Genomic DNA, 13,439 nt, shown 5'->3' on the forward strand with positions numbered 1-13,439 from the left:
CATGAGCCGTCCCAGCCGCCGAGTAGTGCTGACGGGCCTCGCCGCCCTGGCCCTCACCGCCACCGTCACCCCCGCCCACGCAGCCGCCCCGGCCTCCCCCGCCGTGACCTTCACCAACCCGGTCGCCGAACAGCGCGCCGACCCGCACATCTTCAAACACACCGACGGCTACTACTACTTCACCGCGACCGTCCCCGCGTACGACAGGATCGTGCTGCGCCGCGCCACCACGCTCCAGGGTCTGTCCACGGCCGCCGAGACGACCATCTGGACCAAGCACAGCAGCGGCGAGATGGGCGCCCACATCTGGGCACCGGAGATCCACTTCATCGACGGCAAGTGGTACGTCTACTTCGCCGCCGGCGCCACCAACGACATCTGGAAGATCCGGCCGTACGTCCTCGAATCCAGCTCCGCCAATCCGCTGACCGGCACCTGGATCGAGAAGGGCCGTATCGCGCTGCCGTTGGACACCTTCTCGCTCGACGCCACGACCTTCGTCGTGAACGGGACCCGTTATCTGAGCTGGGCGCAGAACGACCCGGCGGTCGGCGACGGCACCAACCTCTACCTCGCGAGGATGTCCAACCCCTGGACGATCAGCGGCAGTCCGGTCATGATCTCCCGGCCCACCAACGCCTGGGAGACCATCGGCCACACCGTCAACGAAGGGCCGTCGGTCATCCAGCGGAACGGCAAGGTCTTCATGACCTTCTCGGCCAGCGCCACCGACAGCAACTACTGCCTCGGCCTGTTGACCGCCTCCGCGACGGCCGACCTGATGAACGCGGCCTCCTGGACCAAGACGCCGACCCCGGTCTTCACCAGCAACGCGGCCACCGGCCAGTACGGGCCCGGCCACAACACCTTCACCACGTCCGAGGACGGCAAGAGCGACGTCCTCGTCTACCACGACCGCAACTACAAGGACATCACCGGCGACCCGCTCAACGACCCCAACCGGCGCACCCGTTACCAGAAGCTGTACTGGAACGCCGACGGCACACCGAACTTCGGCATCCCGGTCGCCGACGGGCTCACCCCGGTCCGCTTCTCGTCCTACAACTACCCGGGCCGCTTCATCCGCCACTGGGAGTTCCGCGCCAGACTCGAAGCGAACGTCACCAACCTCGCCGACTCGCAGTTCCGGGTGGTGACCGGACTCGCGGGCAGCGGCACGGTCTCGCTCGAATCGGCGAACTTCCCCGGCTACTACCTCCGCCACAAGAACTACGAGCTGTGGGTGGAGAAGAACGACGGCACCGCCACCTTCCTGGCCGACGCCTCCTTCCAGCGGCGCGCGGGCCTCGCGGACACCACGGCGGGCGTCTCCTTCGAGTCGTACAACTTCCCCGGCCGGTACGTCCGGCACTACGCCAACCTCATCCAGCTCCAGGTGGTGAGCACCGCGCTGGACCGGCAGGACGCGACCTTCTACGCCGAGTAGCCCGGCCAGACCCCGAGACGCGCAGAGACGAGGAACGCATGGCCCCCCACCTCTCCAGACGGTTCCTGCTCCAGAGCGCGGCACTGGCCGCGGCGGCACCTGCCTTGGCCTACGCCGCGTCCGGCCGGGCCGCTGCCGCCACCCTGCCCGCGCCTGCTGCCTGGACACTCCGGCCGTTCGAGCTCAAGGACGTGAAGCTCGGTCAGGGCGTCTTCGCCGCCAAGCGGCAGTTGATGCTCGACCATGGCCGCGGGTACGACGTGGACCGGCTGCTCCAGGTCTTCCGCGCCAACGCAGGGCTCTCCACCCGGGGCGCGGTGGCCCCCGGTGGCTGGGAGGGCTTGGACGGGGAGGCCAACGGCAACCTCCGGGGCCACTACACCGGCCACTTCCTGACGATGCTCTCCCAGGCCTACGGCAGCACCGGCGAGCAGGTGTACGCCGACAAAGTCCGCGCCATGGTCGGGGCGTTGACCGAGGTTCGGGCGGCGCTGCGGATTGCCCCGGCAGTGCTCAGCGTCTCCGGGAGGTTCGGCACGGGCGCGGAGAACGTCCGGGGCTCCTACCAGTACGTCGACCTGCCCGCCGCGGTACTCGGCGGGGCCTCCGCGATCACCCTGTCGGCCTGGGTGAAGCCCACCCACAACGCCAACTGGACCCGGGTCTTCGACTTCGGCAACGACACCACCCGCTATATGTACTTGGCCGCCCGCAACGCGACCGGCGTGCCGCGCTTCGCGATCACCACCGGCGGCCCGGGCGGCGAGCAGGGCCTCAACGGCACCGCCGCGCTGCCGCTGAACCAGTGGAGCCACCTCGCGGTGACGATCGCGGGCACCACCGGCACGCTCTACGTCAACGGCACGCCCGTAGCGCAGAACACGTCAATGACCCTCAGCCCGGCGGCACTTGGCACCCTCGCGAACAACTGGCTCGGCCGCTCGAACTACCCCGCCGACCCGGTGTTCGCGGGCGCATTCGACGAGTTCAACGTCTGGTCACGGGCGCTGACCGCCGCCGAGATCACCGCACTGCAGACGTCCTCGGCCGCCTCCTCACCCGCGGGCCGGGGCAACCTCGCCTCGTACGCCTTCGACGAGACCACCGGCGGCACCTTCACCGACGCCTCCGGCCGCGCTCTGACCGCCACCCTGCGCCGCACCTGGGGCGGGCCGAGCCACCCCGGGTTCCTCGCGGCGTACCCGGAGACGCAGTTCATCGCGCTGGAGTCGATGACCAGCGGCGACTACACCAAGGTGTGGGCGCCCTACTACACCGCGCACAAGATCCTGCGCGGCCTCCTTGACGCCTACCTCCACGTCGACGACGCCCGCGCCCTCGACCTCGCCTCCGGCCTGTGCGACTGGATGTACTCGCGGCTCTCCAAGCTGCCCGACGCCACCCTGCAACGCATGTGGGGCATCTTCTCCAGCGGAGAGTTCGGCGGCATCGTCGAGGCGATCTGCGATCTGCACTCCCTCACCGGCAAGGCCGAACACCTCGCGCTGGCCCGCCTGTTCGACCTCGACAAACTCATCGACGCCTGCGCCGCGAACACCGACACCCTCGACGGCCTGCACGCCAACCAGCACATCCCGATCTTCACCGGACTGCTGCGGCTGTACGACGCGACGGGCGAGCAGCGCTACCTGAGCGCCGCGAAGAACTTCTGGGGCATGGTCGTACCGGTGCGGATGTACGGCATCGGCGGGACCAGCACCGCCGAGTTCTGGAAGGCCCGTGGGGTCGTCGCGGGAACGATCAGCGACACCAACGCCGAGAGCTGCTGCGCGTACAACCTGCTCAAGCTCAGCCGGATGCTGTTCTTCCACGAGCAGGACCCGAAGTACATGGACTACTACGAACGGGCCCTCTACAACCAGGTGTTGGGTTCCAAGCAGGACAAGGCCGATGCGGAGAAGCCGCTCGTCACGTACTTCATCGGTCTCACCCCCGGTCATGTCCGGGACTACACCCCGAAGCAGGGGACGACCTGCTGCGAGGGCACGGGCATGGAGAGCGCCACCAAGTACCAGGACTCGGTGTACTTCAAGGCGGCGGACGGGGGCGCGCTGTACGTCAACCTGTACAGCCCGACCACCCTCAACTGGTCCGAGAAGGGCGTCACCGTCACCCAGACCACCGACTACCCCCGCGAGCAGGGTTCCACGATCACCATCGGGGGCGGCAGCGCGGCCTTCGCCCTGCGTCTGCGGGTGCCGTCGTGGGCGACCGCCGGCTTCCGCGTGACGGTCAACGGCAGTGCGGTGAGCGGGACTCCGGTCGCCGGGAGCTACTTCACCGTCTCCCGGACCTGGCGCGGCGGCGACGTCGTACGCGTCTCGGTCCCCTTCCGGCTGCGGGTGGAGAAGGCCCTCGACGACCCGTCACTCCAGACCCTGTTCTACGGACCGGTCAACCTGGTGGCGCGCAACGCGGGCACGACCTTCCTGCCGTTCGGGCTCTACCGCAACGCCGCCCTCTCCGGAGACCTGCTGCCCACCCTCACCCCGGTGACCGGCAAGCCCCTCCATTACACCCTCGACGGCACCGAGTTCGCCCCGTTCTCCGAGGGGACGGAGGACCCGACGCACGCCTACTTCCGAAGGACCGAGCCGCGACTCGTCTTCGGCAACACCGACTCGGGCGTCACCAACCCGACCGGGGCGAACGGCACCACTCTCCTCGACGAGATCTGGGCCGGGGCTCCGTTCAGCGGCAAGAGCGCGCTGGTCTCGCGGGTGCAGAGCGTCGTGAACTCGTGGGTGTCCGCGGGTCTTCTCAGCGCCGCCGATGGGCAGCGGGTGGTGAGCACGGCGCAGAACGCGTCGTACGTGGCCTGAACGTGTTCTCAGGAGAAGTCGACTCGCATGACGACGCGCCGCGGGCTCGGCTTGCTCACCTGCGCGAACCCGGCGTCGGCGAACACATCACGGCTGCCGACGTGGAGTTCGCCCCAGGTGATCTCCTTGCCGGGCTGGGTGATCATCGTGTACGCCTCGAGCGCGCGAGCGCCACGGTCGCGGGCGAAGGCGATGGTGGCGCGGGCGAGCCCGTAGGTGATGCCGCGCTTGCGGTAGCCCTTGCGTACAACGAGGCAGGTGACGGCCCAGACGCTGTCGTCCGTCTTGTCCTCGTCGCGTCCGGTCCACGGGGTCCGCGTGCGCAGCAGGCGCGGGTAGGCGGTGCGCGGCTCGACCGCACACCAGCCGACCGGTTCCTCGCCGAGGTACGCGACGAGACCGCTGGTCGAGCGGGCCTTCGGGTTGTCACAGGAGGTCTGCTCACGCAGCCGGTCGGCGCGCTCGCCGTCGGAGACCGTGTTCCACAGGGATTCGCGCATCTTGTAGCGCTGGCAGTTGCACTTGCCCGCGTCGGTGGTGCCGAAGACCGCGCGCAGGTCGTCCCAGGACGCCTTGTTGGCCGGGACGATGGTGAGTTGGTCGGGCGTGACGGGCTGGGACGTGTGGGACGTCATCACGGGCTCCTTGCGGCCGAGGTGATCTGTCGGAGGGACGCCGCCGACAGGCCCCGGCCGCCGAGCCAGGCTAGAACACGATCGTCCAGCCCTCCCGCCCGGACTGCTCGGCCGTGTACGAGACGCCGTGCACCTTCAGGCCGTCGGCACCCAGCAGGGTGATCTGGCCCCCGCGGTTGCCGAGTTGGACCTCGCCCGTGACGGGGACCAACAGGCTTGCTCCGGCGGCGAGTTGACCGGCGGGGACCGGGCAGCGGTGGTCAAGGCGGTCGGTGAGGTGCCAGCCGGTGAGGTCGACGGGGTCCGGGGAGGCGTTGATGAGTGTCACGGTCTCCGGCTCGGGGGCCGGGCCGCGGGGGTTCACGAGCGCCGCCGCGATGCGTACCGGCCGGTCGCCGGGCTCGGGGCGGGGGCCGCCGTCATCCGGGGCCGGGACCAGGGCGTGGCCCGTGATGTCGTCCGTGTGCCAGGACTGGCTCTGGAAGGCGAGGAAGACGGCGACCCAGCGCGACTGGCCGGGGAAGTGGATCAGCAGCCCGCCGTCCTGCCAGACCCCGTCGTCGCCCTTGAAGCGGGGGCTGTTGCCCTGGTTCATATGGATGTCGTGCACGCCGTTTCCGGGCAGGAACCCGAAGATCTTGTCCCGAACCGCGGGCTCGGGGCCCCAGCGCTCGCCGAAGACGTACATCCGGGCGGCCGGGTCGGCCACCGCGCGCTGGACGTAGTGGTCGAGCAGGTCGGCCAGGTCGTTGTCGGGGCCCTCCGCGTCCGGCGGCAGGGACCGCAGCTGCGCCGGGTCGAAGAGGTTCCCGCGCACGAAGTCGAGGTTGGCGCCGCCGGGTCCGTGCGGCAGCGTGTTCCAGCCGGACCCCAGGCCCTCCAACTGCGCCGTGACCGGGTGCTGGAAGTCGTCGCTCACCAGATAGAGCAGCTCGGACGGCCGCTCCTGCGACTTCACGTTGACCGACGCCCGGTAGTGCACTCCCTGATCGTCCGTCAGGTGGATCTGGTAGTGCGGAGTGTCGGACGAACCCTCGCGGCGGGTGTCGACCGCCCGTGTGATGAGTACGCCGTAGGTCTTCAGTGGCATGGCGACCAACTCCCCCTGGGGGCGGGCACTTTGCTCGCCCTATGAGGAAATGGTAGGGGGATCGCGCCCGATTTCAGGTGGTTGGGTGAGAATTCATGTCTCGTTCGACTGCCTACGATCGGCCCGTGGCCTTCTTCCTGCTGGAGCGCGAGTCTCCGTATCCCGTCGACCAGAGCTGGCGCCGGCTCACCGAGTGGCAGCGGCACGCCGATGTGGTCCCCCTGACCCGCATCAGAGTGGTCACGCCGCCGCCGACCCATCAGGGCACCGTGTTCGTGGCGCGGTCGGGTGTGGGCCCCTTGGCGTTCGACGACCCGATGGAGGTGGTCGTCTGGCAGCCGCCGGGACACGACGGGCCGGGCATGTGCCGGCTGGAGAAGCGCGGCTCGTTCGTGACGGGGTGGGCCGAGATCGAGGTGCATCCGGCGGACGGCGGGGGTTCGCGGGTGGTCTGGCGGGAGGACATCAGGGTGCGGTTGCTGCCCGGGTTCCTCGACCGGGGGCTGGCCTGGGCGGGGCGATGGATGTTCGGGCGGGCGGTGGAGGGGTTGCTGCGGGGGGACTGACGCGAATGGGAACGGCAGCGGAGGGAGTGACGGGGATGGGCGGTCGCACGCAGGTTGGCACCCGCTGGGCCGCTCCACCCCCTGAACGCCCCTGAACGTCAGCCCAGAATCGGCGGTTTGGCGAACCGTACGAGTTCCAGAGCCTGTTCGGGGAACCAGTCCCCCGCGTCTGGATCGACCATCCCTCGCTCCGGGTCCTCGGGGCCCGGAGTGCCGCGCAGGCACAGCCCGTCCGACTCGCCCGGTGTCTTGATCCACAGCCTGGCGTCCTGCAAGGGGTCGCCGGTGCGCAGGGTCGGTCGGGCACCCAGGCCGCGGTTCGGTGGGTTGCACCAGTCCTGCGGGTCCGGGTACTTGCCGGCGGGCGGCGTCCAGGGGCCCTGACCGTTGCGGCTGGAGTCCGTGACGAAGTGCTTCATCCGGGACGCGGGCACGTGGACGTGCGCGTCGAGCCAGGCCTGCGCGTCGGCCCGCGGCCACCACTGGTGCGGGCACTCGGCGACGTCGCCGCCTCCGTCGACGTACGCGAGGCACGACGAGATCAGCTTGCCGTACCAGGAGTTGGCGTCGTCGGTGTTGTAGTTCGAGGCGTTGGTGTAGAAGCCGGAGGCGTGCGCGATGCCGCCCCTGATCAGGCGCGGCACGATGGAGTTGACGGTGTGCCAGCCGGGGTGCCCGGTGTCGAGGTACACGCGTGTTCCGCGCAGCGGCTCCAGTACGGACACCGCGTAGTTGACCTCGACGTACCGGGCCGCGGTCTTCGTGCCCTGCGCGTCGTCCTGGCCGCAGTCCGCGGGCAGCAGGGCGAGGGCGTCGGGTTCGAGGGTGACAAGGGCGTCGCGGCCACCGATCCCACGCGCCACCGCGTCGATCCACTCCTTGTACTCCGCCGTGTTGGAGGCCCCGCCCCCCGAGTAGTTGGAACAGTCGCGTCCTGGGATGTTGTAGAGCGCGAACACCGGGATCGCGCCCTCCCGGTCCGCGTCCCGCGTCACCCCCCTGATCAGCCGCTCCACCTGGGCCGGCGTCTGGTCGCCGTACCAGACGGCCTGCGGGGTGTTCACCATGGCCACGATGCCCGCGGCGTCCAGGAACTGGCCCGCTCGGGCGAGGTCCAACGCCTGCCGGTAGGCAGCCGGGTTGGCGTCGGGGACGTACAGGGAGGGGCCGCGTTCGAGGGAGTCCGCGGCCTGCGCCTGAGATGGTGTGACGAAGAGGGCCGCCAGCCCGAACGACAGGGCGGCGAGCCATGTTGAGGTACGTCTCATGTGGGTTCACTCCTGGATCGCAACGGTCACGAGGGACTTGCGGGAGCGCTCCCACAGGAGCGTCGTCGAGGGACATGCCCGCGTCAATACGTCGGGCTCGGGATTACTTCGTACGACTGATGCGACCGAGTCGGCCTATGCGGCTATGCGGCTATGCGGCTATGCGGCTATGCGGCTATGCGGCTATGCGGCTATGCGAATGATGGACCCGCCGCGTCCCAGCGAGCGAGCCCCTCAGCCGTACGCAGCCGTACGCGCCTCAGGCCACCGACCCGATCCGCCCCACCGACGCCGACTCCGACACCGACGACGCCGCGTCGTGGTGAATCGGCGTGTGCGCCCCGGTGAGCGCGACCCCGCTCCCCCCGCGCCGGTTGGCCACGATCTCCGAGGCGATGGACAACGCCGTCTCCTCGGGCGTACGGGCGCCCAGGTCCAGCCCGATGGGTGACCTGAGCCGCGTCAACTCCAGCTCGGTCACGCCGACTTCACGCAGGCGCTCGTTCCGGTCGAGGTGGGTCCGGCGGGATCCCATCGCGCCCACGTAGGCCACCGGGAGCTTCAGCGCGAGCTGGAGCAGCGGGACGTCGAACTTGGCGTCGTGGGTCAGTACGCACAGCACCGTGCGGGAGTCGACTTCCGTGCGGGCCAGGTACTTGTGCGGCCATTCGACGACGATCTCGTCGGCGTCCGGGAAGCGTGCGGCCGTCGCGAAGACGGGGCGGGCGTCGCAGACCGTCACGCTGTAGCCGAGGAACTTGCCGATGCGGACCAGCGCCGACGCGAAGTCGATCGCGCCGAAGACGATCATGCGGGGCGGCGGGACCGACGACTCCACCAGAACCGTGAGCGGTGCTCCACAACGAGAGCCCTGCTCTCCGATCTCCACGGTGCCGGTACGGCCCGCGTCCAGGAAGGCGCCCGCCTCCCCCACCACGGTCCGGTCCAGCTCGGGATGGGCGCCGAAGCCGCCCTCGTACGAGCCGTCGGGACGGACGACGAGGGCGCGCCCCAGCAGTTCGGCCGGGCCGGTCACGATCCGGGCGACCGCGGCCGCCTCCCCGTCCGCCGCGGCGGCCAGCGCGGCGGCGAGCACCGGCCGGGCGTGGTCGCCGGAGCGGACCGGGGTGACCAGGATGTCGATGATGCCACCGCAGGTCAGCCCCACCGCGAACGCGTCGTCATCGCTGTAGCCGAAGCGTTCGAGGGCCGACTCCCCGTCCTCCAGGGCCTGTTGGCACAGTTCGTAGACCGCGCCCTCCACGCAGCCGCCGGAGACCGAGCCGATCGCCGTGCCGTCGGAGTCGACGGCGAGGGCGGCGCCCGGCTGGCGGGGCGCGCTGCCGCCGACGGCCACCACGGTGGCCACGGCGAAGTCGCGCCCCTGCTCGACCCACCGGTGCAGCTCTTCGGCGATGTCCAGCATGTCTCGGTCTCCTTCGACGACGTGGCAGCGGTTGCGTGGAGGGTTCCAACAGGGCGTTCCGGAAGGGCGTGTCAGTGCACGCCCATCCAGCTCTCGATCGGGTTGAGGGCGAAGAAGACGAAGAAGATCACCGTCAGGCCCCACATGAACGCCCCGATCTCCCGGGCCTTGCCCTGGGCGACCTTGATGGCGACGTAGCTGATGACTCCGGCCGCGACACCCGCGGTGATGGAGTACGTGAACGGCATGATCACGACGGTCAGGAAGACCGGGATCGCGGTGGCGCGGTCGGCCCAGTCCACGTGCCGGGCGTTCATCATCATCATGGCGCCGATGACCACCAGGGCCGCCGCGGCGACCTCACCCGGGACGATCGCGGTGAGCGGGGTGAAGAACAGGCAGGCCGCGAAGAACAGACCGGTGATCACGGAGGACAGGCCCGTGCGGGCGCCCTCCCCGACGCCCGTCGCCGACTCGACGAAGACCGTCTGGCCCGAGGCACCGGCCACACCGCCGACCGCTCCGCCCGCGCCGTCGATGAACAGCGCCTTGGACAGACCCGGCATCCGGCCCTGCGCGTCGGCCAGCTTGGCCTCCGTGCCGACGCCGATGATCGTGGCCATCGCGTCGAAGAACCCGGCGAGCACCAGCGTGAAGACGATCATGCCGACCGTCATCGCGCCGACCTCGCCCCAACCGCCGAACTCGACGTCTCCGAAGAGCGAGAAGTCCGGCATCGAGACCGCGCTGCCGTGCAGTTCGGGGGCGCCGCTCGCCCACTGCTTGGGGTCGATGACCTCAAGGGCGTTCAGCACGACGGCCAGTACGGTGCCCGCCACGATGCCGATCAGGATCGCGCCGGGGACGGCCCGGGCCTGCAGCATGAAGATCAGGAGCAGTGTCGCGGCGAAGAGCAGCACGGGCCAGCCGGCGAGTTCGCCGTTCGGGCCGAGGGAGACCGGGGTCGCCTCGCCCTGGTGGACGAAGCCGGCTTTCACCAGGCCGATCAGCGCGACGAACAGGCCGATGCCCATGGTGATCGCGTGCTTCAGCGCCAGCGGGATCGCGTTCATGATCATCTCGCGCAGTCCGGTGACGACGAGAAGCATGATGACGACGCCGTACATGACGCACATGCCCATGGCCTGCGGCCAGGTCATCTGCGGGGCGACCTGCGAGGAGAGCACGCCGGACACGGAGAGTCCGGCGGCGAGGGCGAGCGGCACCTTGCCGAAGAAGCCCATGAGGAGTGTGCTGAAGGCCGCCGCGAACGCGGTCGCGGTGATCAGCGCCTGCTGGCCGAGCGTGTTCCCCGCCGCGTCCTTGCCGGACAGGATCAGCGGGTTGAGCAGCAGGATGTACGCCATCGCCATGAAGGTGGTGGTGCCGCCGCGCACCTCACGCGCGACGGAGCTTCCCCGCTTGGATATGTGGAAGTACCGGTCGAGCCAGGACCGTCCGGCCGGGACGCGGCTACCCGCACCCGCGTCATCGGCGACGGTCTTCGGCTCAATTGACTGCTGGGTCATGTGGGCCTGCTCCCAAGGTTCAAAGGGACACCCGCTCGGCAGCCGCCCTGACGGCTGCTCAACCACCTCGGTGGCTACGGGTTTTGGGAAGGTTCTTCGGCCGCACGACCCGGGGGACGGCCCGAGACGAACGTTGCTTTGATACGTGATGGTGCTGATGGTGCGTCAAGTCCCGCGAGCGGTGCGGTACTTGAGTACTCCGGGCGGCGCGGCGAAGTGTGACGTTCCCTGCGCCGCCCGGAGAGTCCTACGCGGTGCCGGTGAGGTGTTCTGGCCGTACCGGCGTCCGGTTGAGCTCCAGACCCGTCGCGTTCCGGATCGCCGCGAGGACGGCCGGGGTGGACGACAGGGTCGGGGCCTCGCCGATGCCACGGAGCCCGTACGGGGCGTGGTCGTCGGCGAGTTCGAGCACATCGACCGGGATGGTCGGGGTGTCGAGGATGGTGGGGATCAGGTAGTCCGTGAAGGAGGGGTTGCGCACCTTCGCGGTGACCGGGTCGACGATGATCTCCTCCATGACCGCCACGCCCAGGCCCTGGGTGGTGCCACCCTGGATCTGGCCGATGACGGACAGCGGGTTGAGCGCCTTGCCGACGTCCTGGGCGCAGGCCAGTTCGATGACCTTGACCAGGCCGAGTTCGGTGTCGACCTCGACGACCGCGCGGTGCGCGGCGAAGGTGTACTGGACGTGGCCGAAGCCCTGACCGGTACGCAGGTCGAAGGCCTCCGTCGGACGGTGCCGCCACTCGGCCTCGATCTCGACGGCCTCGTCCTCCAGTACGTCCGCCAGGTCGGCGAGGACCTCGCCGCCGTCGGTGACGACCTTGCCGCCCTCCAGGAGGAGTTCGGCGGTGGCCCAGGCCGGGTGGTACGTACCGAACTTGCGGCGGCCGATCTCCAGGACCTTCTCGCGGACGAGTTCGCAGGAGTTCTTGACGGCGCCACCGGTGACGTACGTCTGGCGCGACGCGGACGTCGAACCGGCGCTGCCCACCTGGGTGTCGGCCGGGTGGATCGTCACCTGTGTGACGCCCAGCTCGGTGCGGGCGATCTGCGCGTGGACGGTGACACCGCCCTGGCCGACCTCCGCCATCGCGGTGTGCACGGTCGCGACGGGCTCCCCGCCGACGACCTCCATCCGCACGCGAGCGGTCGAGTAGTCGTCGAAGCCCTCGGAGAAGCCGACGTTCTTGATGCCGACCGCGTAGCCCACACCGCGTACGACGCCTTCGCCGTGCGTGGTGTTGGAGAGGCCGCCAGGCAACTGGCGTACGTCGGCGGCCTCGCCGGCCGCGAGCCACTGCTGCTCCGGCGGCATCGGCATCGCCTTGACGCGGCGCAGGAGTTCGGCGACCGGGGCCGGCGAGTCGACGGCCTGCCCGGTCGGCAGGAGCGTGCCCTGCTCCATCGCGTTGAGCTGGCGGAACGCGACCCGGTCCATGCCCACCTTGTCGGCGAGCTTGTCCATCTGGGCCTCGTACGCGAAGCACGCCTGCACGGCGCCGAAGCCGCGCATGGCGCCGCAGGGCGGGTTGTTGGTGTAGAGCGCGATGGCCTCGATGTCGACGTTGTCGACGACGTACGGTCCCGCGCCCAGCGAGGAGGCGTTGCCGACGACCGCCGGCGAGGCGGAGGCGTACGCGCCGCCGTCGAGGACGATCCGTGCCTTCAGGTGCGTGAGCTTGCCGTCCTTCGTCGCCCCGTGCTCGTAGTAGAGCTTCGCGGGGTGGCGGTGGACGTGCCCGAAGAAGGACTCGAAGCGGTTGTAGACGATCTTGACGGGCTTGCCGGTGCGCAGCGCCAGCAGGCAGGCGTGGATCTGCATCGACAGGTCCTCGCGGCCGCCGAAAGCGCCGCCGACGCCGGAGAGCGTCATACGGACCTTGTCCTCGGGGAGGCCCAGGACCGGGGCGATCTGCTTGAGGTCGGAGTGCAGCCACTGGGTGGCGATGTAGAGCTCGACGCCGCCGTCCTCGGACGGCACGGCGAGACCGGACTCCGGGCCGAGGAAGGCCTGGTCCTGCATGCCGAAGGTGTACTCGCCCTTGACGATGAAGTCGGCCTTCTTGGCGGCCTCGTCGGCGTCGCCGCGGATGATCGGCTGGCGGTGCACGATGTTCGGGTGCGGGACATGGCCGATGTGGTGGTCGTCGCGGCCCTCGTGGATGAGGATCGCGTCCGGCGCGGTGGCCGACGCCTCGTCCGTGATGACCGGGAGATCGCGGTACTCGACCTTGATCTTGGCGGCGGCGCGGCGCGCGGTCTCCGGGTGGTCGGCGGCGACGATCGCGACCGGCTCGCCGTGGTGGCGGACCTTGCCGTGGGCGAGGACCGGGGTGTCCTGGATCTCCAGGCCGTAGTTCTTCACCGCGGTCGGCAGGTCGTCGTACGTCAGGACGGCGTAGACGCCCGGCGTCTTCAGCGCTTCGACCGTGTCGATCGACACGATCTCGGCGTGCGCGACCGGGGAGCGCAGGATCTGGCCCCAGAGCATGTCCTCGTGCCACATGTCGGACGAGTACGCGAACTCGCCGGTGACCTTGAGCGTGCCGTCCGGGCGCAGCGTCGACTCGCCGATGCCGCCCTTGGTCTTGGAGCCCTGGGTGATGTTGGTGGGCGTACCTGTCGTTCCCAT

Annotated in this window: 9 protein-coding genes; 3 read left to right on the forward strand and 6 right to left on the reverse strand. The window is 69.7% G+C overall.

The features are described 5' to 3' along the window. Nucleotide 1 precedes the first annotated feature (1 nt). Together OG266_RS09255 and OG266_RS09260 are read left to right on the forward strand one after the other, a co-directional pair. Complete coding sequence (locus OG266_RS09255; protein WP_371544464.1) at nucleotides 2-1,447, forward strand: family 43 glycosylhydrolase; 1,446 nt, start codon at nucleotides 2-4, stop codon at nucleotides 1,445-1,447. Nucleotides 1,448-1,485: 38 nt separating this feature from the next. Beyond that, nucleotides 1,486-4,290 carry a beta-L-arabinofuranosidase domain-containing protein gene (locus tag OG266_RS09260; protein ID WP_371544467.1) on the forward strand — a complete coding sequence of 935 codons (2,805 nt, stop codon included), beginning with the start codon at nucleotides 1,486-1,488 and terminating at the stop codon, nucleotides 4,288-4,290. Nucleotides 4,291-4,298: 8 nt separating this feature from the next. On the opposite strand, the gene OG266_RS09265 is transcribed toward OG266_RS09260, so the two are convergent. Then, a complete protein-coding gene (locus OG266_RS09265) occupies nucleotides 4,299-4,925 on the reverse strand; it encodes an N-acetyltransferase family protein (RefSeq protein WP_371544470.1) in 627 nt (208 codons plus the stop codon). Between the two features lie 70 nt (nucleotides 4,926-4,995). Further along, nucleotides 4,996-6,015: a DUF2278 family protein gene (locus OG266_RS09270; protein ID WP_371544473.1), complete on the reverse strand. Its 1,020-nt coding sequence runs from the start codon at nucleotides 6,013-6,015 to the stop codon at nucleotides 4,996-4,998. 125 nt (nucleotides 6,016-6,140) lie between these two features. On the opposite strand from OG266_RS09270, the gene OG266_RS09275 reads away from it, so the two are divergent. Then, nucleotides 6,141-6,581, forward strand: coding sequence for an SRPBCC family protein (locus OG266_RS09275; RefSeq protein WP_371544476.1), 441 nt, complete (start codon nucleotides 6,141-6,143; stop codon nucleotides 6,579-6,581). Between the two features lie 98 nt (nucleotides 6,582-6,679). Here the strand turns inward: OG266_RS09275 and OG266_RS09280 are convergent, their stop codons facing one another. The 4 genes from OG266_RS09280 to OG266_RS09295 form a co-directional block, all read right to left on the reverse strand. Next, nucleotides 6,680-7,849 (reverse strand): glycoside hydrolase family 6 protein, encoded by a 1,170-nt coding sequence (locus tag OG266_RS09280; protein ID WP_371544478.1) that lies wholly within the window; start codon nucleotides 7,847-7,849, stop codon nucleotides 6,680-6,682. Between the two features lie 259 nt (nucleotides 7,850-8,108). Next, the gene (locus OG266_RS09285) at nucleotides 8,109-9,275 is read right to left on the reverse strand and encodes an XdhC family protein (RefSeq protein WP_371544480.1); all 1,167 of its coding nucleotides are present in this window, start codon (nucleotides 9,273-9,275) and stop codon (nucleotides 8,109-8,111) included. A gap of 71 nt (nucleotides 9,276-9,346) precedes the next feature. Next, nucleotides 9,347-10,804 (reverse strand): NCS2 family permease, encoded by a 1,458-nt coding sequence (locus OG266_RS09290; RefSeq protein ID WP_371544483.1) that lies wholly within the window; start codon nucleotides 10,802-10,804, stop codon nucleotides 9,347-9,349. A gap of 247 nt (nucleotides 10,805-11,051) precedes the next feature. After that, nucleotides 11,052-13,439 carry a xanthine dehydrogenase family protein molybdopterin-binding subunit gene (locus OG266_RS09295; protein ID WP_266473782.1) on the reverse strand — a complete coding sequence of 796 codons (2,388 nt, stop codon included), beginning with the start codon at nucleotides 13,437-13,439 and terminating at the stop codon, nucleotides 11,052-11,054.

This window comes from Streptomyces sp. NBC_00554 (assembly GCF_041431135.1).
Lineage (GTDB): Bacteria > Actinomycetota > Actinomycetes > Streptomycetales > Streptomycetaceae > Streptomyces.

What these genes read in the sequence shown, in the direction of transcription:
- OG266_RS09255 (WP_371544464.1), top strand. Translation starts at nt 2, where the DNA reads ATGAGCCGTCCCAGCCGCCGAGTAGTGCTGACGGGCCTCGCCGCCCTG.
- OG266_RS09260 (WP_371544467.1), top strand. Translation starts at nt 1,486, where the DNA reads ATGGCCCCCCACCTCTCCAGACGGTTCCTGCTCCAGAGCGCGGCACTG.
- OG266_RS09265 (WP_371544470.1), bottom strand. Translation starts at nt 4,925, where the DNA reads ATGACGTCCCACACGTCCCAGCCCGTCACGCCCGACCAACTCACCATC.
- OG266_RS09270 (WP_371544473.1), bottom strand. Translation starts at nt 6,015, where the DNA reads ATGCCACTGAAGACCTACGGCGTACTCATCACACGGGCGGTCGACACC.
- OG266_RS09280 (WP_371544478.1), bottom strand. Translation starts at nt 7,849, where the DNA reads ATGAGACGTACCTCAACATGGCTCGCCGCCCTGTCGTTCGGGCTGGCG.
- OG266_RS09285 (WP_371544480.1), bottom strand. Translation starts at nt 9,275, where the DNA reads ATGCTGGACATCGCCGAAGAGCTGCACCGGTGGGTCGAGCAGGGGCGC.
- OG266_RS09290 (WP_371544483.1), bottom strand. Translation starts at nt 10,804, where the DNA reads ATGACCCAGCAGTCAATTGAGCCGAAGACCGTCGCCGATGACGCGGGT.
- OG266_RS09295 (WP_266473782.1), bottom strand. Translation starts at nt 13,439, where the DNA reads ATGGGAACGACAGGTACGCCCACCAACATCACCCAGGGCTCCAAGACC.